Origin of the sequence: Aeromonas sp. A600620, assembly GCF_029479985.1 — a bacterium.
Classification (GTDB): Bacteria; Pseudomonadota; Gammaproteobacteria; order Enterobacterales; family Aeromonadaceae; genus Aeromonas; species Aeromonas veronii_A.
Genome location: NZ_JAAKXB010000023.1, coordinates 11,904 through 33,022 on the forward strand (window position 1 = coordinate 11,904; position 21,119 = coordinate 33,022).

At 60.1% G+C, this 21,119-nt stretch carries 20 protein-coding genes; 8 read left to right on the forward strand and 12 right to left on the reverse strand.

Features of this window, described 5'->3' with window-relative positions; all coding sequences use genetic code 11:
* Positions 1–71: 71 nt before the first annotated feature.
* Positions 72–2,498 (reverse strand): DNA polymerase II, encoded by a 2,427-nt coding sequence (locus G5533_RS19955; protein ID WP_421255856.1) that lies wholly within the window; start codon positions 2,496–2,498, stop codon positions 72–74.
* 166 nt (positions 2,499–2,664) lie between these two features.
* Here G5533_RS19955 and G5533_RS19960 point away from each other — a divergent pair, with 166 nt between their 5' ends.
* From G5533_RS19960 to G5533_RS19970, 3 genes are all read left to right on the forward strand, one after another.
* Positions 2,665–3,156 carry a prolyl-tRNA synthetase associated domain-containing protein gene (locus G5533_RS19960; protein WP_421255857.1) on the forward strand — a complete coding sequence of 164 codons (492 nt, stop codon included), beginning with the start codon at positions 2,665–2,667 and terminating at the stop codon, positions 3,154–3,156.
* Between the two features lie 208 nt (positions 3,157–3,364).
* Positions 3,365–4,603: a GGDEF domain-containing protein gene (locus G5533_RS19965; RefSeq protein WP_421207270.1), complete on the forward strand. Its 1,239-nt coding sequence runs from the start codon at positions 3,365–3,367 to the stop codon at positions 4,601–4,603.
* Positions 4,603–4,947, forward strand: coding sequence for a hypothetical protein (locus G5533_RS19970; RefSeq protein ID WP_421207272.1), 345 nt, complete (start codon positions 4,603–4,605; stop codon positions 4,945–4,947). Before G5533_RS19965 ends, G5533_RS19970 begins: the two co-directional genes overlap by 1 nt.
* A gap of 241 nt (positions 4,948–5,188) precedes the next feature.
* Here G5533_RS19970 and G5533_RS19975 read toward each other — a convergent pair whose 3' ends face one another.
* The 4 genes from G5533_RS19975 to G5533_RS19990 form a co-directional block, all read right to left on the reverse strand.
* Positions 5,189–6,049: a PA4780 family RIO1-like protein kinase gene (locus G5533_RS19975; protein WP_216978870.1), complete on the reverse strand. Its 861-nt coding sequence runs from the start codon at positions 6,047–6,049 to the stop codon at positions 5,189–5,191.
* Positions 6,050–6,244: 195 nt separating this feature from the next.
* Entirely contained in the window at positions 6,245–7,240 is a 996-nt protein-coding gene (locus G5533_RS19980; protein ID WP_216978871.1) for an LpxL/LpxP family acyltransferase, read from the reverse strand.
* Positions 7,241–7,390: 150 nt separating this feature from the next.
* Positions 7,391–8,380 carry a lauroyl-Kdo(2)-lipid IV(A) myristoyltransferase gene (gene lpxM, locus G5533_RS19985; RefSeq protein WP_216953494.1) on the reverse strand — a complete coding sequence of 330 codons (990 nt, stop codon included), beginning with the start codon at positions 8,378–8,380 and terminating at the stop codon, positions 7,391–7,393.
* Positions 8,381–8,635: 255 nt separating this feature from the next.
* Positions 8,636–9,628, reverse strand: a complete 993-nt coding sequence (locus G5533_RS19990; RefSeq protein WP_158112510.1) for a TDT family transporter — start codon at positions 9,626–9,628, stop codon at positions 8,636–8,638.
* A gap of 102 nt (positions 9,629–9,730) precedes the next feature.
* Here G5533_RS19990 and G5533_RS19995 point away from each other — a divergent pair, with 102 nt between their 5' ends.
* Positions 9,731–10,636, forward strand: coding sequence for a LysR substrate-binding domain-containing protein (locus G5533_RS19995; RefSeq protein WP_019445811.1), 906 nt, complete (start codon positions 9,731–9,733; stop codon positions 10,634–10,636).
* A 95-nt stretch (positions 10,637–10,731) separates the two neighbouring features.
* On the opposite strand, the gene nfo is transcribed toward G5533_RS19995, so the two are convergent.
* The 5 genes from nfo to G5533_RS20020 all read right to left on the reverse strand — a co-directional run bounded on the left by nfo (position 10,732) and on the right by G5533_RS20020 (position 16,144).
* Positions 10,732–11,574: a deoxyribonuclease IV gene (gene nfo / locus G5533_RS20000; protein ID WP_005352396.1), complete on the reverse strand. Its 843-nt coding sequence runs from the start codon at positions 11,572–11,574 to the stop codon at positions 10,732–10,734.
* Positions 11,575–11,879: 305 nt separating this feature from the next.
* Positions 11,880–12,209 carry a YbaB/EbfC family nucleoid-associated protein gene (locus G5533_RS20005; protein WP_005333445.1) on the reverse strand — a complete coding sequence of 110 codons (330 nt, stop codon included), beginning with the start codon at positions 12,207–12,209 and terminating at the stop codon, positions 11,880–11,882.
* A gap of 114 nt (positions 12,210–12,323) precedes the next feature.
* Positions 12,324–14,915, reverse strand: a complete 2,592-nt coding sequence (gene dnaX / locus G5533_RS20010) for a DNA polymerase III subunit gamma/tau (protein ID WP_421255859.1) — start codon at positions 14,913–14,915, stop codon at positions 12,324–12,326.
* Between the two features lie 171 nt (positions 14,916–15,086).
* Complete coding sequence (gene apt, locus G5533_RS20015; protein ID WP_005333447.1) at positions 15,087–15,632, reverse strand: adenine phosphoribosyltransferase; 546 nt, start codon at positions 15,630–15,632, stop codon at positions 15,087–15,089.
* Positions 15,633–15,766: 134 nt separating this feature from the next.
* Positions 15,767–16,144 (reverse strand): YbaN family protein, encoded by a 378-nt coding sequence (locus tag G5533_RS20020; protein ID WP_005352406.1) that lies wholly within the window; start codon positions 16,142–16,144, stop codon positions 15,767–15,769.
* 123 nt (positions 16,145–16,267) lie between these two features.
* On the opposite strand from G5533_RS20020, the gene dusC reads away from it, so the two are divergent.
* The 3 genes from dusC to G5533_RS20035 all read left to right on the forward strand — a co-directional run bounded on the left by dusC (position 16,268) and on the right by G5533_RS20035 (position 18,544).
* Positions 16,268–17,212 carry a tRNA dihydrouridine(16) synthase DusC gene (dusC, locus tag G5533_RS20025; protein ID WP_441255241.1) on the forward strand — a complete coding sequence of 315 codons (945 nt, stop codon included), beginning with the start codon at positions 16,268–16,270 and terminating at the stop codon, positions 17,210–17,212.
* A gap of 97 nt (positions 17,213–17,309) precedes the next feature.
* Positions 17,310–17,678, forward strand: coding sequence for a TraR/DksA family transcriptional regulator (locus G5533_RS20030; RefSeq protein WP_227342738.1), 369 nt, complete (start codon positions 17,310–17,312; stop codon positions 17,676–17,678).
* Positions 17,679–17,836: 158 nt separating this feature from the next.
* Complete coding sequence (locus G5533_RS20035) at positions 17,837–18,544, forward strand: substrate-binding periplasmic protein (RefSeq protein ID WP_227343044.1); 708 nt, start codon at positions 17,837–17,839, stop codon at positions 18,542–18,544.
* 136 nt (positions 18,545–18,680) lie between these two features.
* Here G5533_RS20035 and yjjG read toward each other — a convergent pair whose 3' ends face one another.
* Positions 18,681–19,361: a pyrimidine 5'-nucleotidase gene (yjjG, locus tag G5533_RS20040; protein WP_216953489.1), complete on the reverse strand. Its 681-nt coding sequence runs from the start codon at positions 19,359–19,361 to the stop codon at positions 18,681–18,683.
* A gap of 22 nt (positions 19,362–19,383) precedes the next feature.
* A complete protein-coding gene (locus tag G5533_RS20045) occupies positions 19,384–20,874 on the reverse strand; it encodes a M17 family metallopeptidase (RefSeq protein ID WP_227342736.1) in 1,491 nt (496 codons plus the stop codon).
* Positions 20,875–20,920: 46 nt separating this feature from the next.
* Between G5533_RS20045 and G5533_RS20050 the strand changes: the two genes are divergently transcribed.
* The coding region (locus G5533_RS20050) for a hypothetical protein (protein WP_421207280.1) at positions 20,921–21,119 on the forward strand (199 nt) is incomplete at its 3' end.

Below are 21,119 nucleotides of genomic sequence, written 5' to 3' on the forward strand. Positions count from 1 at the left end.
AAACTTCTCCATGATTTATAACTGTATTTTTATCCAGTATTCATGGGAAGTAAAGTGCCAACTTGCACCAATCAGAAAAGATCCAGCTGCTGACCACAGATCCGGTCGAACGACTCGCCGATAAAGGGCAGGATGGCATCGGCAATGGGCCGCAACTGCTTGTCGATATAGTGCTCGTAATCGATGGCGCTGCGCCGGTACTCCAGCGGCTCGGGGCCATTGAGGGTCATCAGATAGGCGATGGCGCCCCGATGCTGATAGCGCTGGGGCAGCCCGCGGCGCAGGTTCTCCTCATCGGCCAGCCGCGCCGCACGCACATGGGGCGGCACATTCTTCTGATACTCTTCGAGCTTCTGGCGCAGCCGTTTGCGGTAGATAAGCAGATCGTCGTGACGACCGGCGCGGGTCTCATCCACCATGGTGCGCACATAGCCGCTGGGATCTTCATCGTGAAACACCAGCTCGTAGAGGCGGGTCTGAAACTGCTTGGCCAGCATGGTCCAGTCGGTGCGCACCGATTCGAGCCCCTTGAACACCAGCTGTTCACTCTCCTCACTGGCCTTGCCAACCAGCCCCGCATAGCGCTTCTTGCTGCCCTTCTCCAGCCCGCGGATGGTGGGCATCAGAAAGCGGCGATAGTGGGTCTCGTACTGGATCTCGAGATAACTCGGCAGGTCGAACTCTCGCCTGATCAGTGCAGCCCAGTTATCGTTGATCATTTGCGCCAGTCGCTGGCCAATCTCGTCCGCCTCATCCGGGCTGGTCTCGCGCCCCAGATGGACAAAAGTGGAGTCGGTGTCACCATAGATCACCTCGAACCCCTTCGCCTCAATCCACTCGCGGGTCTGCTGCATGATGCTGTGACCACGCAAGGTAATTGACGAGGCAAGTCGCGGATCATAGAAACGGCAGCCCCCCGACCCCAGCACCCCGTAGAAGGAGTTCATGATTATCTTGATGGCCTGGGAGAGTGCCTTGTTGCTGGCAGCCTTGGCTCTGTCCCTCGCCGCCCACAGGGTGGCGATGAGATCCGGCAAAAAGTGCCGCTCGCGGGAGAACATGGCGCCGCGAAAACCTAGAATGGCGTGGTCGGGGTGTTGCAACCCCTCGATGAGTCCCATGGGATCGATGCAGAAGGTGCGGATGATGCTGGGATAGAGGCTCTTGAAATCGAGCACCAGCACATGGCGATAGAGACCGGGTTTGGAGTCCATCACATAGCCGCCGGGGCTCGCCAGCCCACCGTCGGCCGGCAAATTGGGGGCCACGTAGCCGCCACGATGGAGCCGCGGCAGATAGAGGTTGGTAAAGGCCGCCACCGAGCCCCCTACTCTGTCCAGCTCAAGACCAGTGAGGGAGGCGCGCTCGATGGCAAAAGGGATGAGGTGGCAGTAGTCGAAGATCTCCCACACCAGCTTGCAATCTTCCAGGTTGTAGCGAGCCAGCGCCTCCTTGTCGGAGTGGAACAGCTCGGTGATCTTCTCCCCCCGATTGGCCACATCCTCGATATCCTTGCCACGGCCAAGCAGTTCGCTCGCCACCGCATCCAGGCTGTAGCTGGCAAACTGCCAGGTGGCGCTTTTGAGGGTATCGATGCCATCGAGCACCATGCGCCCGGGAATGATGACGTTGCCAGTCTGGGGATCGCCCCGTGACGAGCGCCAGAAGCAGAGCTCGCGCCCCCGCCCGAGCCGCAGTCTCCGCTTGTTAAGCTCGGCGCGGCGCAGCAGCAGACGAAAGTCAAAATTGACCACGTTCCAGCCGATGACCAGATCGGGGTCATGCAGGCTGAACCAGCTCTCCAGCGCACTCAGCAGGGCGCTCTCGTCCTCTACCCACTGGACCTGGGTGCCCCAGCTGTCGGCATCCGCTTCCGGGGTGCCGATCATGATGACCCGCGCATCCTGTTCGCTGTAAAGACCGACCGAGAAGAGGGCCCCGTCCATGGCGCACTCCACGTCGAGCGACACCCAGGAGAGGGTCGGTGTCACCGCCTGCGGCGCGCAGCGCGCCTCGTTGACCTCCCAGTAGCCCTGCTTGCCCCCCTTTTTTACAGCCCGGCCATCGAAGCGCACGCCAGCTGTGATGAAACGCTCCATCAGGAAGCGCTCCGGCAGCCGGATATCCGCCTCGAAGTGCTCCAGTCCGCGAATAAGCAGCAGCTCGATAGCGCGGTGAAAGGCGCTCAGGGTAGCGAAATAGCAGCCCACCACAGGGCGGCCATCGAAAGTGTGCATCGGCAGGCGGCGAAACCGCCCGCTCACCCCGGCGCCTTTGAACAGCTCGGCAGCTTCAGCCATATGGCTCTGCGGCAAAAAAAACACCGGCTCCTGCCCCGGCACCACCACCCGCACCGGCCCCTGCGCGCTCCAGAGCCACATCACGATTTCGGTGGTTGCAGGCTGCCCGTTGCGACCGCGCACGTCCCGACCATGGCGGGTCAGGATAAAACCGTCGAGGGGCGGAGTGGCGGGTACGGTGGGCTGGGTTGCAGTCATGAAGCGTAAAGGGGCTGTCCGAGAATGGGACTATTGTACGTTCATACAGTGCCTGCTCGCAATCGTCACGCTGGCTGCGAGGCGGGAGTCAAACTGGTAAGCTCGATCCGGTCGTGATTCCCACCCATCCCGTTCTGACCACTCTTCGCCGACAAAAGGAGTCTCTGTGGCAATCTATTCTCTGCTGGATCAGCTGGCTATCCCCTACCAGCGTGTCGATCATCACCCGGTGTTTACCTGTGAGGAGGCGAGCAAATTGCTGCCCGACCTGCCCGCAGCCAAGACCAAGAACCTCTTTTTGCGCGATCCGAAAAGCGAGCGGCTGTTTCTGGTGGTGAGTCCGGAGGAGCGCCGGGTCGACCTCAAGGCGCTGGCTGCCATGCTCGGCGTCAAGCGGCTGAGCTTTGGCGCCCCCGAGCGACTCAATGCGGTGCTCGGCCTTACCCCGGGCTCGGTAACCCTGCTCGCCATGGTGCGCGACAGGGAAAAAGCGGTAGAGCTGGTGGTAGACGAGGCCATCTGGCAGGCCGAACAGGTGCAGTGCCATCCGTTGGTCAACACCGCGACTCTGATCATCCGCCTCGACGACGTGCGCCGCCTGCTGGCCCACCTCGGTCGGGAGGCCAACGTCATGCGGCTGCCGGTCATTATTGACTGACCCAAGAGTGTGGGAAGCATAAACGCTCCGGCGTCATGCCCCGCCCCTGATTAATCGAGTCAGCAGCCCTCTTGTGGCGGTTGTTGCCGCGATCGTGCCCGGATCACTTGAACCATTGCTCAACGGCGCAATTCATGCTGTGATCCGGCCCAGTCACCCGGCCCTGAGGTCGCTGCGCCGTTCCCGGCAGGAAGAGCCCAAACCCTTGATGCAGAGTCTGTTTTCCTCGGCCCAGTTGCTGAGTCTGGTGCTGTTCGTCAGCCTGTCGCACATCGGGGTCGCGGCCATTTTCGCCTACCTGTGGCATACCCAGCGACAGCTGCGCTCCCTGCTCTACTGGTCGGCCAGCGAACTGGCCATCGCCGCCGCCTTTGGCTGCCTGCTGCTGCGACCCCTTACGGGAGAGATCTCCCTTGCCAATATCCTGCTTACCAATCTGCTGATCATCGCCACCCCGCTACTCTATGAGCGGGGGCTGCGCCACTTCTTCCGGCGCGAGGCCGACCGTTTCGGCTGGCTCTGCCCGCTCCTTGCCCTCGCCGGCTTCCTGCTATTCGCTGTCACCGCCACACAGCTACCGCAGGATGACATACACAGCCGGATCGTGGTGCTATCCGGGGCCATCTCGCTGCAAATGTGCCTGCTGCTGTGGCAGCTCTGGCGCTATCAGCGGTTGGCCCCCGCCTACCGGGTGCTGCGCTTTGCCATCTTGCTGCTTGCGCTGCAACTGGCCCTGCAACTGATCAGGATGGCCAAGCATCAGTGGTGGCCTGAGTCGGCTGCCTCCAGCCTGACCGATCCCCTGCTCGGCCCGGTGCTCCTGCTCAGCCTGCTCTTTACCATTGCCCGCAGCTTCATTTTGCTGAGCCTAGTGCACACCCGTCAGCAGCAGGCGCTGCTCGCCACCCAGCGCGAGCTGGAGCGGCGCGCCAACCTGGATGCCCTGACCGGACTGGACAGCAGACACTATTTCGAACACCAGGTGGCCCTGCGTGCCCGCGAGATGGCTAGCCCCGGCCAGCTGCTGCTGATCGATCTGGACAACTTCAAGCAGATCAATGACCGCCACGGTCATCCCGCTGGCGACGCCATGCTGCGGGCGGTGGGACGGGTGATCCGGGAGAGCCTGCCGACGGCGGGGCTAGCCGGGCGCCTTGGCGGCGACGAGCTGGCGCTGCTGGTGATGGAGACTTCGCAAACGCTGCCGGCCTGCTGCCAGACCCTGCAGCAGCGGGTCGCAGACGCCACTCGGTCGCTGGCCGGTGGCCCCATCAGCCTCAGCATAGGGCTCACTTCGCTGCAGCAGGGCGAGAGCTTTGAGCAGGCCTATTCGCGCGCGGATCGGGCACTCTATGCCGCCAAACAGGCTGGCCGCCAGCGCGCTTGCATCCAGGAGCCACACCACAGCGAACCCTGGCCGCTGTGGCCTCTGGCCACCCAGACCTGATGCAACCCCTCATCGAGTGCCGGGCCGCTCGGCTGACCGACGCCCCCGCCTACCGCCGCTACGAGGCCGAATGTGGCGCCGCCGGGTTGCCGCTCTATCAGGTGGCGCAATTCGGCTCGACTCAGTGGCTGCAGGAGTTGCTCGCCCATGCCAATGGCCTGCATCTGCCGCCGGGCTACCTACCGACCACCACCTATTTTGCCCTCGAAGGGGAAGCGCTCCTCGCCACCTTGCGCCTGCGCCACGGCGACAAGCCAAGCCACCCACCAGTGGCTTGGCTATATCGATTACGAGACCATCCCACCCGCCGGGGTGAAGGTGCCGCCCGCATCCTGCTCGGTTGAGTGCAGCGCCATGTGCTCAGCGAACCTGTGCTCATCAGCTGTGACAAGACAAATCCCGCCTCGCTCAAGGTCATTGAAGCTGCAGATGGACAATGGCTGGATCGCCGCTATCATACCGGCGATCTCTGCTGGGTCCGGTTTTACCGGCTGGCCCCGGCCAAGAGGCCAGGGCTGTGCGGCAGACAATAAAAAAGAGCACCACTAGGCGCTCTTTTTCCATTGACCACGGCCACCAACAAGATCAGTAGCTGTCTTCCTCTTCGGCCTTCATCCTGGCCTGACGAGCCAGTGCCTCCTCCTGGGCGCTCTCGATCTCGTGCAATACAGAATCGAGATCCACCTGCTCGCGGCTCTCCTCGAACAAGCCGGTCAACTCGCTGTCGGGGGTCAGTTTGCCATCTTCATACAGGGCCCACATCTCCCGGGCGTAGCGGGTCTTGAGCAGCTCGGGGGCATACATGCCGTAGTAGTTGCGCATGTTGTTGACGTCCCGCTCCAGCATCGCCTTGGCCTGGTTGTTGGCGGCGGCATCCACCACCTGGGGCAGGTCGATAATGACGGGGCCCTGTTCATCCACCAGCACATTGAACTCGGAGAGATCGCCGTGGATAAGACCGGCGCAGAGCATCCTCACCACGTAACGGATCACCTTGGCATGGTCGATGACCGCCTGCTCGGGGGTAAGCGCCACATCGTTGAGGCGCGGCGCGACATTGCCATCCTCATCGGTGATAAGTTCCATCAAGAGGACGCCATCGAGGCAGACATAGGGCTGCGGCACCCGCACACCGGCCGCCGCCAGCTTGAACAGGGCGTCGACCTCGGTGTTCTGCCACACCTCTTCATGCTGTTTGCGGCCGTACTTGGAGCCCTTCTCCATGGCGCGAGCATCGCGACTGCCGCGCACCTTGCGGCCTTCCTGATAGACCACGGCCTGCTTGAAGCTGCGCTTGGACGCTTCTTTATAGACTTTGGCGCAGCGGATCTCGTCGCCGCAGCGCACCACATAGACGTCGGCCTCTTTGCCGCTCATCAGCCGGCTGATGACGTCATCGACCAGGCCGTCATCCACCAGGGGTTGGATTCGATTTGGAATTTTCATGGCCGCCCTTTTACCCTATTTCCGCTCTCGAAGATAGCTCCGCGCACGCTCACTTGCCTCTCCCTGTCATAAGACACCCTGTTATCCTCTGTTTGCGCTGTTTTTGTCCACCCGTTCGCCTTAAAAACCACCCGCAACAGACCAAATACGAAAGGCTCCTCTGCCAACAAAATTGGCCCGCATGCGGGCCAATTTTCAAGGTTCGGGCGGCAAGCCCTGACGAATACGCTGGATCCCCGCTTCATAGAGTCCGTCATCCCCCTCCTGATGCTCCAGGGTTTCAAAGATCTTGAGAAACCACATGTACTGCTCGGGATGGCGGGCAACCTGCATCTCCACCACCCGGTTCATGGCGTTGACGTCTGCCAGCAGATCGGCGGTGGGATAAGGGTCAAACGGCGGCTCGATCTCCAGCAGATAGCATCCCTCATCCTCGTCATAGCTGGCGAAGATGGGCACGGCTCTGGCACCAGTCAGTTTCACCAGCTTGGGCAACGCTGGCAGGGTTGCTTTGGGACGACCGAAGAAGGGAACAAACACGCTCGCCTCACGGCCGTGATCCTGATCCGGCAGATAAAAAAAACTGGCGCCAGCGCGGATCGACTTGATCGCCGGCTTGATACCGACACTGCGCTCATAGACCTTGCCCCCTTTGGCCCGCTCGCGGTTGATGTACCAGTCAAAAACCTGATCTTTCGGGCTCTTCATCATGGTGCACATCTCGATGCCCATCATGGAGAAGTAGCGGCCAATCATGTCGACCGCCCAGGTATGAGGCACCACCAGGATCACCGGACGGCCCGCAGCTTGCTCCGCTTGCACATGCTCCCAGCCGCTCACCTTGACGCGGCGGGTCAGGCGCGCCTTGCTGCGCCAACTGAGCTCGCCAAAGCCCATAAAGGTCTTGAGCCCGACCCGGATCGATTTGAGCAGCAGCGCCTGACGTGCGGCGGCATCCAGCGTTGGAAAGCAGATCTTGAGGTTGGTATCGGCAATATAGGCCTGCTTTTTCGAAAAACGCAGCAGGGTCGGTGAGACCAGATCGGCAAAGCGATCCCGCAACCTCGCAGGAGTAAATGCCAGCAGGGAGAGCAGGCCCAGTGCGAACCAGCTGCCCCACCATTTGGGATGCAGCAGGCGGCTATGAAATGAGGTATCAAATACCGGATCTAACGCAGACATGGCGACCATCAAGTCATCAAAAACAAGCGGTTATTGTAATTATCCTGACATTTTTTTCTACCCTGAGGAGGCTTGCTATCGACCTGCAAGGCACAGATCAGACTAGTTATCATAAAAAATGGCCCACCTGGGGCCATTTCAATCAATCTTAATTCAGGGTCAGCCGTGGGGCGACAATCCCTTGCGGATCCGCTGGATCCCCGCCTCGTAGAGGCCATCCGGCCCCTCCTGATCTTCACGGGTATCGAAGATCTTGAGGAACCACATGTACTGGCCCGGATGGCGCGTCAGCTGCTGTTGCACCATATCGTTCATCCGACAGGTATCGGCCATCACATCCTCGGTGGGATAGTTGTCAAACGGGGCATCTATCTCAAGCCGGTAACAGTGGTTCGCTTCGTCATAGCAGGCGAGCAGCGGCACCGCCTTGGCGCCGCTGACCTGAACCAGACGGGGCAAGGCTGGCAGGGTCGCCTTGGGGTGGCCGAAGAAGGGAGCAAAGATGCTCTTCTCGCGACCGTGATCCTGATCCGGCAGGTAGAAGAAGCTGCGACCACTCTTGATGGTTCTGATCACCGCCTTGATCCCGGCGCTGCGCTCGTAAACGCGGCAACCGTTTTTGGCCCGTGCACGGTTGAGGTGCCAGTCAAACACCGGATTGCGTGCCCGTTTCATCATGGTGCACATGGGCACCCCGCGCTGGGTGAAGCAGTAACCGGCGGCATCCACCGGCCAGGTATGGGGCACCACCAGGATCACCGGACGACCGGCAGCCCGCTCCGCCTCGATATGCTCCCAACCGATCACCTGCATCCGGCTCATCAGATAACGCTGACTGCGCATGGTGAACTCGCCAAATCCCAACAGACTCTTGAGGCCGACCCGGATCGAGGTCAGTGCAATGGCATCCCGCTCTTCCGGGCTCTTGTCCGGGAAGCAGATCTCCAGATTGGTTCTGGCGATATAGATCTGTTTTTTCGAGATACGAAACACCAGCGGTGCCAAGGCTTCGGCCAAACGGTCGCGCAATCGCACCGGCACAAAGGCCAGCAGCATCAGCACACCGAGCGCCAGCCAGCTGAACCAGTAGCGGGGATGCAGAAAACGGGCTTCAAAAGAGGAGTCAAATACGGGATCTTGGGACGACATGTATCGGGGTCGAGCGAAAAAGTGGTGCTGCATTGTAGTCGTCCTGACAGGTAATACCAGTTAAATCCATGTCAAATAGCCCGCCACTGGCGCCACATCAAAAAACCATAAAAAAATGCCCCGCACTGCGGGGCATTTTGCTCGTTACACAACCAGGGTGGAGGCTCTTTGTCCATCCATCGTATGACTGGTCGTTTATCCCGTCGCTCTCGGAGCGCACTGCTTATCCATTTCCCGTTGTCACATCATCAAGGTTTATCGGTGAGCCCCTTGGCGAGCCATGCCGTTATTCATTTCGGTATTACGCTGCGGCAGAAAAAACATCAGGTAACGCAGTGCCACATACCCGACGATGACTGTAGCCACCCCCAGCTCGAAGTGAGCCAGCAGTCTGATCTGCTCGACGTAGTGACTCCCTTGCGCAAACCCTTCAACCAGATGAGCCACTTTGAACAGAGCGGTGGCACCGATCACCAGCGGGAAGGTGAAGGCGGCATAACCCGGCGAGAAGGGCAGACGCAGCAGTTTGATGAAGGCCAGATAGATGATGCCGGTCATCAGGATGGCGATCCCCAACAGCACGGCCACCAGCAGCAGTGACGGCTCCTGACTGACAGTCAGGTAACCGGCCAGAGAGAGGCTGGCAGGGGCAGCCAGAATGGCAATGGTCGGTTTGGCGGCATCCGGCACTTCATGGCTGAAGATCAGGCGGTAGAGCATCAGCGGCAGCATCAAGCCGTAGCAGATGATCCCGAACCAGAGCAGACCGTTGGCCAGCGGGGCAAACTGACCACCCGGGAAGGCGACGTCAGCCACGATGATCCCCACCGGCGGCACGAACCAGCTCGGCACCATGTGGTGGATTTCAAACTCTTTGGCGCGATGCCAGATAAAGGTGGCCAGGAACAGCAGATGAACCGCCACGGCAAACAGCCAGAGGGCCTCGCCCGCTTGCGGCGCAATCATACCGAGCGCTTTGGAGACCACCATGGTGCCCATGGCATAGGTCGGTACCACACTGCCCACCACGGGGTGAGCGAGATCCAGCAACAGCAGGCGGGGGTGAAGCAGAAACTTGAAGGTCAGGATCACTAGCAGCACGGCCGCAATGGCAGCACCCAGCAGTTGCATCCGGCCATCGAAGTGACCGGCATTTTCCCAACACCAACCAAGGCTGGCGATGCCCAGCGCCAGACCCGCCATGGGGGTTGGGGCGGCAGCCAGTGATTTACGGGTTCTTGCGATCATGATGACACCTTTCTATTGATGACTATGGCGATAGGATAATGGTCCCTTATCGTTTACGATATCTAAATGAATTAAATCAATCATTCAGGAAAACCAAACACGATGAAACTGACCCTGCAGCAGCTGAAAGTGTTCGCCACCATTGCCCGTTATGGAAACCTTGGCCTTGCCGCCAACGAGCTCTGCCTGAGCAAGGGGGCCGTCTCCCAGTCGCTACAGGAGCTGGAGCGCCAGCTCTCCACCCCGTTGTTTGACCGCATTCACCCCAGATTGCAGCTCAACAACGAGGGGCGCCTGCTGCAACCGGCCGCCGAAGAGCTGCTGACACGGATGCAAGATATCGAGAACCTGTTCAGCCCCGATGCCGAGCCGAGCGGCCAACTGCGCCTTGGTGCCAGCCAGACCATCGGCAACTACCTGCTCCCCACCCTGCTCGCCAGCAGCAAACAGGAGCTGGGGCTCCCCCCCAAGGTGACCATCAACAACACTCACCTGCTCTGCCATGCGTTGGCCAACTTCGAGCTGGATATGGCACTGATCGAGGGGGAGAACCACCACCCCGACCTGCTCGCCGAACCCTGGCTGCAGGACGAGATGCTGGTGGTGGCCCCACCCGGTCACCCGCTTGCCAACAAGAAGGAGCTCTCCCTCTCCCGTCTGGGGGGCGAAACCTGGGTATTGCGTGAAGCACAATCGGGCAGCCGCGAGCAATTTATCCAGCAGATCCAGCCCGAGTTGCCCCGCTGGCAACCAGGGCTTGAACTCAACACCCTGGAGGCGGTGATGCTGGCGGTGGAGAAGGGGCTTGGCATCTCCTTTATCTCCCGGCTGGCAGCCTCGGATCGCCTGGCAGATGGGCGGCTGATCGCCCTGCCCCTCTCCCGTCGCTTCCCGCGCCAGCTCTCCCTTATCTGGCACAAGCAGAAGTACCACTCCACCTCCCTGCGCCACTTTATCCACTTCTGCCGGGCTCAGGTGAACAATGCCGAAGTGAGCCGCGCAGAGTAACGCCCGATCGGAGCGCCGCTGGCTGGTCCGCCCACCAATAACGGAAAAAGCAGAGAGGGAGCCACGGCTCCCTCTCTTTGATCCGCTTCTGAGTATCACTTCGCCAGACTGCGCAACCAGCTGATCTCCTCGCCCCAAATAGACTCGTCTATGGTCTCGAGGATCAGCGGAATGCGATCGAAGCGCTCATCATTCATGATGTGGTGGAATACCGCCTCTCCCAGATTGCCCTCCCGCAAGCTGTGGTGGCGATCGACCCGGCTGCCGAAGGTGCACTTGGCGCCGTTGATATGCATCCCCTTGAGATAATGAAAACCCACCGTGCGATCGAACTCGGCAAAGACAGCAGCGCAGCTCTCTGCAGTGCGCAGATCGTAGCCGGCGGCAAAGGCGTGGCAGGTATCGAAACAGATCCCGACCCGGCTCTTGTCCTCCACTCCCTCGATGATGGTGGCTAGGTGCTCGAACGACCAGCCGAGGTTGGTCCCTTGCCCTGCGGTATTCTCAATCACCGCCGTCACCCCTTCACTGCGCTCCAACGCCCAGTTGATGGACTCGCTCACCAGCTTGAGGCTGGCCGCCTCTGGGATCTGCTTGAGATGGCTACCGGGGTGGAAGTTCAGATAACAGAGCCCCAGTTGCTCGCAGCGTTTCATCTCGTCGAGAAACGCATCGCGGGATTTGGCCAGACCATCGGGATCCGGGTGGCCCAGATTGATGAGGTAACTGTCGTGGGGCAAGATCTGCTCCGGCAGAAAACCGGCCTTGTCACAGGCCGCCTTGAAGGCACGAATGGTGGCATCCGACAAGGGGGCCGCCTGCCACTGACGTTGATTCTTGGTAAAGAGGGCAAACGCGTTGGCCCCGATGGCCTGGGCGCGGGCGATGGTATTCTCCACCCCGCCGGCCGCACTGACGTGGGCTCCGATATATTTCATACAATCTCCTCAATACGGCAAGCCGCCATTATGCCGCTCCCGCCCGGCCACGCCAAACCGGGATATCCGATAGCGGGTATCGACAAATAGTGCCGCCTATACAAGGCGCTGCGTTTCATGGCGTAATCGGCCTTCGCTGTGGCAACCTCTCAGTTAGAGCCCGCCCACGCCAGCATGGCGCCCATAAAAAAACGCAGCGTATCGCCTGAGCAATAACGCTGCGTCTTTGGGTCTCTCGGCCGTCCCCCTTGCCGTGACCCGAATGGCCAGCGACAAGGGAGCAAGAATGCGCGGGGAGAGTCGCCTTAGAAGGGCATCTTGAAGCCTGGCGGCAGTTGCATGCCACCGGTCAGCTCGCCCATCTTGGCCTTGTTCTGCTCTTCCACACGGCGCACGGCATCGTTGCAAGCGGCGGCAACCAGATCTTCCAGCAGCTCCTTGTCATCTTCCATCAGGGAGGGGTCGATCTCGATGCGACGGACGCTGTGACTACCGGTCATGGTGACCTTGACCATGCCTGCACCGGCTTCACCGGTCACTTCCATCTGAGCCAGCTGCTCCTGCGCCTTCTGCATACGCTCTTGCATCTGTTGGGCCTGTTTCATCAGGTTCCCCATTCCACCTTTACCAAACATATGTCGTCTCTCGTCTTGAAATCCGGCATCCAGCGCCGGGCTGTGGGCTTGTCTGTCCTAGATGGGGACAGCCAAACTGCTTTTCAACCGGAAGCAAGCTCCCGGCCACGGAATTTAGCGGTTGAGGGGCTCGATGCTCTCGTGATGGAGCACGGCACCAAACCGCTGAACTAAAAACTGCACGTTGGGATCCTGCTCCAGATCCCGGGTCACCTGCTCGCGCACCCCGAGATAGAGGCGATGCTCGATCTCGAGGGGGGTCTCCTTGTCAGGCACCACACCGAGCGTTACCTCGACCTGCACCGGTTGACCCAGCGCTGGCCCGATGATCTCGGCCAGATCGGCGCGCGCCTTGTCGCTCACCAGATGGCGCTGCTCGGGCTTGAGGGTTAGCAGTACCTTGTCCCCTTCCCGCGTCATCACCGAGTTGATGGCCAGCTGGCGCAGCCGCCCTCCCACCTGAGTGTGAGCGATCAACTCGGCCCAAGGGTCGCCGCAACCATTGAGCAGCGAGGAGGGAATCAGACGGGTCGCCTCCCCCTCTTGCGGCTCGCTGTCGCTTTCGAGCTCATCCCAGTCGATGGTCTCCATCACTGGTTGAGGGGGTTCATCCTGCGTCACAGGGGCAGCAGCCACCGCCGTGCTTGCAACGGGCGGCTGGGTCGCTGGGGTGGACGTCACCGCTGGCGCCGCAGCGCTGCGCTCACCGGGTCGATAGCTCGGCTGCCCGTCGAGATCCCAGGGTGGCAGATCGGTTGGCTGGGCCGGTGCCGTGACGGGGGCGTGACTCATTGCTGGAGCCTGCTCGGCAAAGCCCTGATTGAGGTACTCTTCGTATTCCCCGTTGTCACCCTGTGGCTCGTAGCCATCGCCATAGAAATCCACCGGCGGCAGATCATCATAGTGACCCATCGCCGCCATCCCCTGCCCGGCCGGTTGGCCGACCGGAGCTGGCTGTTGCGAGACGACCGGTGCAGCAGCGGGCGCGACAGGGCGAGCTGGCGCAACTGGTACTGCGCGCGGCGCAGGCGCCGCCGGGGCATCCTGACCTCGCTGGCGGCTGCGCAGCATATTTCGCTTGCCAAGCAGACTCTGCATGCTCGATACCGCTGATACCGGTTCAGCAGCGGCAACAGGCGTTGCTGTCGCTGCGAGCGCGGGCTCGAAGGGGGCGGTCAGCGGCTCGCCACGGGAATAGTCGGTATCGGCTGCGGCAGACGCTCGATCATCCGCATCTGCGGGCTGTGCAACCGAGTGCGCAGACACATCGGGCTGCACATGGGGTAACGCGGGCTCGGGTTGATACCCCATGCCTGCGGCTTCACGCAGCAGTTCATCCTGCTGGCTGAACAGCTCGGCGGCTTGTGCCTCCTCCTCGCTATCGGCGGGGTTGCCGATGTCATCCACCATCGAAGGCAGGAAGACATCAACCGCGGGCACGGCACTGGTAGCAACAGGGCTGGCTAGCGGTGCAGGCACGGCGCCGCTGATCGGTGCCAGTGCGGCCGATTCAGCGGCCGGGCGCTTTCCCGGCAAAGAGGCAACCGAAGTAGCGCTGCTCGCCGCACCGCTCGTCATTGACGGGGGCAACGCGGTGAGGCTGGCCGGATGCAGGGCATCACACCTTGGGGAGAAGGCGAGCATCCGCAGGCAGGTCATCTCCAGCGCAGTGCGGCCATCGGGGGCCCAGGGCAGATCTTTACGGCCACCCAGCACGATCTGGTAGCAGAGCTGCACCTCTTCCGGGCTCATCGCCTTGGCCAGTTGCAGCAGGGAATCGGCATCCGCCCCCTGCTCCTGCACACTGGCAGGCAGCAGCTGCGCCATGGCGATGCGATGGAGCAAGCCTTCCAGCTCGGCGTGGAGCTGATCAAAATCGGGGCCCAGGGTGGCGATCTCGGTGATCTTGGCCATGGTCGCTGGCGCATCTTGCCGCAAAATGGCTTCCAGCAGCTGGTGCAGATGGCGGTGATCGAGCGTGCCCAGCATCGCCAGCACGCTGTCGAGGCGCACGCTACCATTGCCGTGGGCCAGCGCCTGATCGGTCAAGCTCAGGGCATCGCGCATACTGCCGTCAGCGGCTTTGGCCAGGGCCAGCAGCGCACGCGGTTCAAAGGGCTGCCCCTCCTGATCCAGCACCCATTCGAGCTGCTTGGCGATCTGGGTCTGATCCAGACTCTTCAGATGAAACTGCAGGCAGCGCGAGAGAATGGTAATGGGCAACTTCTGCGGATCCGTGGTGGCCAGCAGAAACTTCACATAGGGGGGCGGCTCTTCCAGGGTTTTCAGCAACGCGTTGAAGCTGTGGCGCGACAACATGTGCACTTCATCGATGAGGTAGACCTTGAAGCGGCCGCGGGCCGGACGGTACTGCACGTTGTCGAGCAGCTCGCGGGTATCTTCCACCTTGGTGCGGGACGCCGCGTCAATCTCCAGCAGGTCGACAAAGTTGCCCTGATCGATCTCGCGGCAGGTATCACAGACGCCGCATGGGTGGCTGCTGATCCCCTGTTCGCAGTTGAGGCTCTTGGCCAGAATACGGGCGATGGTGGTCTTGCCGACCCCGCGGGTACCGCTCAGCAGATAGGCGTGATGCAGCCGTCCCTGATCCAGGGCGTTGGTCAAGGCGGTCAGCACATGTTGCTGGCCTACCACTTGTTCAAACGTATGGGGGCGCCATTTACGCGCCAGAACCTGATAGCTCATAAATCCATCATGCAGGGAAGACAGGGCATTGAGGCCGGATGCTAACACAAATGGCGGGCTGGCTGTATCGGCTATCGGTGAGAGCGGGAGGGATCGCTTGATTTTCAAACCGATGCCCGCAGGGCACCGGTTCAATGCAGGCCCGATGCAGAGGATCGGGCCGAAGAGGCTTTACTCGCCGGCCAGCTCGACCAGTGAGACCACCTTGATGCCAGCGGCAGTCAGGCGGGCATCGCCGCCCAGAGACGGCAGGGAGATGATGAAGGCCGCATCGGCCACTTCACCACCGGCACGGCGGATCAGCTTGACGGTCGCATCGACGGTACCGCCGGTCGCCAGCAGATCGTCCACGACCAGCACCTTGTCACCGGGCACGATGGCATCGGTGTGCAGTTGCAGGGTGTCGGTGCCGTACTCGAGGGCATAGGACTCCTCGATCACTTCGCGCGGCAGCTTGCCCGGCTTGCGGACCGGCACGAAGCCCAGTCCCATGGCGAAAGCGACCGGTGCACCAAAGATGAAGCCGCGGGCTTCGGTGCCAACAATCTTGGTGATCCCTTGATCACGATAATGATTGGCGAGCAGATCGATGGTGGCCTTGAAGGCCTCGGCGTTCTCGATCAGGCTGGTGATGTCACGAAACAGAATGCCCGGCTTCGGATAGTCGGGAATGGTCTTGATGCTTGCTTCGATAAATTTCAGGGTTTCCGGATTCATGTGTTGACCGCTTATTTTTTTGACCCAGGGGTGGCCATTTTTTCTCAATTCCCTTCTGCGGGAAATAAAAAAGCCTGTCACGCAAAAATGACAGGCCGACTCCATAGCATTATTGCTGCAATAGCTTAGGGACTTCACTTCACCATTGCAACTGGCTCCAGCACTGGCAGACGCATTAACCAGGTGAGCAGGATCACCATTATGACAACCAGCAACCCCTTGACCCACAGCAGTGGCACCACCGCCAGTGACACCGAAAAGGTGAGCAAAATGAAGATAATGGCGCGCCGTCTGGCCTGACGACGAATGCCGCGATACTGCTGCCAATCCACGATGGGCGGGCCAAACCAGGGATGGGTCAGCAACCAGCGATGAAAACGGGGCGATGAGCGGGCAAACAGGGCGGCTGCCAGCAACATGAAGGGGGTAGTCGGCAAGAGCGGCAGCACAATGCCCACAATACCGGTGGCAAATGCCAGCCACCCGAGCGCCATCAGACACCAACGCTTCATTCCTTCTCCTTGCGTGATTTATCTCCCTCTAGCCTAACAGAGTTTGAGCGGGTGCTGACAGCGGGCCGCAACCCCACTACAATCTGCCCTCTTTTTTCTCCCCACTCTCGTCGGAAAGCCGTTATGCGCGTTATTTTGGCCCCCATGCAGGGGGTACTGGATCACCTGATGCGGGAGGTACTCACCTCCGTCAATGATTACGATCTCTGCGTGAGCGAGTTTATCCGGGTCGTCGATCAGCTGCTCCCCGCCAAGGTGTTCTACCGCCTCTGCCCTGAACTGCTGCAAGATGGCAAAACCCGCGCAGGCACCCCGGTGCGGGTGCAACTGCTGGGGCAACACCCCGAGTGGCTGGCCGAGAACGCCGTGCGCGCCATCGAGCTGGGCTCCCCCGGCGTCGATCTCAACTTCGGCTGTCCCGCCCCTACGGTCAACAAGAGCAAGGGCGGTGCGGTGCTGCTCAAAGAGCCCGAGACCATCTACCGCATCGTCAAGGCGGTGCGCGAGGCGGTGCCTGCCCATCTGCCGGTGAGCGCCAAAATTCGCCTCGGTTACGACGACAAGGATCTCTATCTGGAGAACGCTCAGGCGGTCCTCCAGGGGGGCGCCAACGAGCTGGCCGTTCATGCCCGCACCAAGCGCGAAGGCTACAAGGCCCCCGCCCATTGGGAGTATGTGGATGCCATTCGCCGCGCCCTGCCCATCCCCGTCACCGCCAACGGCGAGATTTGGGATCACAAAGATGCCCTCGCCTGCGCCAGGGTCTCGGGTTGCGATGCCCTGATGGTCGGGCGCGGCGCCATCTCCCTGCCCAATCTGGCCAACGTGATGAAAACCGGCTGCCCGCACATGAGCTGGGCCGAGGTGCTGCAGTTGATGGTGAGCTATACCGAGCAGGATCTGGACAGCGAAAAAGCCGACTACTACCCCAGCCGCATCAAACAGTGGTTCAGCTATCTCAAGCGGGAATATCCCGAAGCGGACCTGCTGTTTCAGGAGATCCGGGTGCTCAAAGAGACGGATCCGATCCGCGATGCCCTGCTGCAAGCAGCCAAAAGCCACAGCTAACCACGTTTAACTTGACGCATATCATCTTGATAAAGTTATCGGATCCCTATACTGCCCCGAATCTGTCGTCTGTCCTGTGGGGGATAATGTGTGTGAAATGACGCAAGCACAGTTGACTGTCTGGCGTAATCGCCTGCTGTCAGACTGGGCCCAAGTAAGAGAAACGCTGATCGGTCAGCTTAAAGCTTGCCGCCGTGACGAGTGGGCCGAACAGGTCGGTCACTGCGAGCAGGATCAACTGGTGGAACTGACCAGCCAGCTGGATCTGCCGAAGGTTGAGCAGAGCGTGGCTCGCCTCAAGCGGATCGATGCGGCACTCTGCCAGATGGATCTCGGCCTCTATGGCCTCTGCTCCGATTGTGAAGAGCCGCTTTCCATCGAACAGCTGGAACAGGATCCGACCCTGCAACGCTGCCCGCGCTGTGAAACCCGTTATCGCAAGGGATTCCACGCCCACGAACTGTGAGGGATGCACATCAGTGCATCCACTCACCCCTCTTCTCTACTGGTTAGTCCGTCATTCCTGTCCAATACTCAACCCTATCAGCCGATCCGGGGGGATAAGGTGTGTACAGAGTCTTGCTGATATGGTGTTTATGCTGCCAAGCAATAGCACAAGAGCCCCTGGTTGTAGGCTGGACAGAGTGGCAACCCTTCAGTTTTCGCGATAAGCAGCAACAGTTGCGGGGGCTGGACGTTGAGCTGGTCCACGCCATCTTCCAGCGAGCCGGTTATCAGGCCAGATTCAGCGAAATGCCTTGGTCTAGGGTGCTTCATGAACTGCGTTTTGGCACGGTACAACTTGCCATGTCTGCCAATATCACCACCGAACGACAACAATATGCGCGATTCACCCATCCCTACCGGGAAGAGCAGGCCGTTATTATTATCCGCCGGCAGGATGAGCAACGCTGGCGCGACATTACCTCGCTGGCATCGCTGCGCGAACGAGCTGACTTCAATATTGGTGTCCTCAAGAATTTTGATTACGGCAATGCCTTTCGCCAGCTGATGACCGAACCCGAAATGCAACCACGCCTGCAGATACGCCTGAGGCTGGATCAGCTGTTGAAGATGCTACGGGCTGGGCGAGTTCAGGGGCTCGTGCTAGACCCCCACGGGATGCAGGGGTTGAGTCATGATGGAGATATACTTTCCGAATTCAAGATCCAGCTGCCGCTCGAGCAGACACCAGTACACCTGATGCTGAGCAAAGAGAGCACCACAGAGGCGCAACTGCACCGGATCAATCAGGCCATCCATCAGTTGAAACAGAGCCCCGACTATCAGCAGATCCTCGACCGCTACCAGTTCAGATCACTGCAACCATAACAAAACACCCAATGAGCAAGGGGAGCATCCGCTCCCCTTGCCGTCTCAAGCAAACCCTATCTTGTCTCAAACTACCCTTGTTGCGACTTGCCAAGACGATTTGGCCACCGATGACATGATGGGTTACCTCTGCCCGTCAGCATCCCAGCACAATGTCGGCAAGATGGGCGAAGTGGTGGATCTCGTGGGTCGCATCGCATTCCCCCGAGTGCCGCCTCGGGTTATACCAGCAGGTGGCCAATCCCTGTGACGCAGCCCCGGCAATATCAGTTTTCGGATTGTCCCCCACCATTAGCACTCTGGCCGGATCCGGCTTCCCCATCAGGGAGAGGGTGTGCTGGAAAATAGCCGGCGCCGGCTTGGTCACCCGGATCTCGTCAGAGATCACCAGGGGCTCGAACCACTCGCTCCAGCCCAGTTTTCCAAGTCTGCCACGTTGGGGGACGCTGAAACCATTGGTGATGATCCCCATCCGCACCTTGCTGCGCAATTGCTGCAGGGTCTCGACCACCCCTTCGAGGGGCATGCTAAGGGCAATGATTTGCTCCAGAAAGGTATTGTTCATCGCCATGGGGTCGGCGGCAACTTGCTGGGCAAAGAGGGAGAAGCGGGTCTGCTGTAGCACTGTCGCATCGATCTCGCCATCGTTGTACTGCTGCCAGAGCTCATGGTTGATAGCATGATACTGCGCCATGCTGGCGTCATCGGCCTCCACACCATAGATCTGCAGAGTTTGCACCAGTGCCTCGGCGACCGGGAAATCGAGCAGGGTTTCATCCAGATCGAACAGCACCCAGTCATAGCTTGGTTGTTTCACAGAAATCCTTTTATCAGTCAGATTATTCGGAAGCTGAGTGCCCCACTCGACCGAGTGGGCCAGCCAGCAGATCCAGCGTGAGCCGCACACCAAAGCCGGTCACTTCGCTGGAGACCACCCCATTGCCCCCCTTGTTGCGAAAACCGCTCAGGTCGAAGTGCAGCCAGGGCGTCTGCTCGGGGATAAAATGGGCAAGAAAGCGGGCCGCATCAATGTGATCCGGCGAACTGCCTGGTGCACACTGCAACAGATCGGCCCACTCGCTCTCGATATTTTCATCGTAATCCTCATCGAGCGGAAAGGGCCAGACTCGTTCACCGCTGTGCTGACCCAGCTTGACCAGCGATGCCAGCCATTCGTGGCGATTGGTAAAGACGCCGCTATAGCGACTGCCCAGTGCCCGCTTGCAAGCGCCGGTCAGAGTCGCATAATCGATCAGCAGATCCGGGGTATCCTGCGCCGCCATCGTCAGAGTATCGGCCAGCACCATTCGTCCCTCCGCATCGGTATCCACCACTTCGATGGTGAGACCATTCATCGCTGTCACCACTTCACCCGGACGATAAGCCTGGGGACCGATATGATTCTCGGCAATCGCCAACCAGCAGTGAACCTCATAGGGCAGCTGAGCCCGACTGATGGCATAAAGGGTACCCAACGCCACCGCACTGCCCCCCATATCGAGATGCATGCCATACATGCTGCCGGAAACCTTGAGGTTATAGCCACCTGAGTCATGGCAGATCCCCTTGCCCACCAACGCAATGCGGCGTACCGGCTTGGACGGGTAGTAGCTGAGCTTGACCATGGCCCCCTGATTATCTTCCGAACCGCGGGCTACCGCCAAAAAAGCCCCCGCTCCCAGCTCGGCCAGCTGCGCCTGATCGTAGTGATGGCACTGCCAACCTTCATCCTGAGCCAGCTGGCTGACGAACTCGCGATAGCTGGCCGCAGTCAGCTCCGAGGCGGGTAACACCGCCAAATGACGAGCCAGCCCATTGCCCCCTGCTTCGCTGTAGATACGAGCGAGATCCAGCACTACAGCAGGAGAGACCGACACATGCTGATAGTTCCAGCCACTTTCGCTACGGCTTTTGCTGGTCGGCAACGGTAGATTGGCGGCCAACAGAGCCGACAACATCAATTCAGCCAGCATCACCCGCTCTGAGGGGGAGAACCCCTCCAGATGCAGCCCGAGCCGCTCTACCTTGAGCCCGGAGAGCGGGGCTATCCAACCTCTGACCTGCTTATAAAGACGGTGATCCCGCGTCACATTGCCGGTCACCAATATGACCAGCAACAGGGTGGAACCATGCATCAGGGTGAAAGGTGCTTTTTGCCCAAGCGCCAACTGGGTGTTGATCCCCGACAGGGCCGGTAGCGACAGCAATGCCTCCTTTTGCTCTTCGGCGATCAGCAGCAGTTGCAATGGCAAGCCCTGTGAAAGGGTCTCGGTCAGCGTGGCATCCCGGCTTTCAATAGCAGGAGGAAGATAGGTAAAAGGAGTGATCACAGGCGCGTGCCTCATCCATGAAGAGATATCTGATGATACCTAACAAATGGTCGAGACGACCAGTTATGGTCTTGAAAAAGCGCAGGAAACAGCATTAATCGCCATCGGTTGCATACCCGATGGAGATATATTCAATGTAATGAGGGGGAAAAGAAGAAAACTATCAGGAAGTTGGTTGCGGGGGCCGGATTTGAACCGACGACCTTCGGGTTATGAGCCCGACGAGCTACCGAGCTGCTCCACCC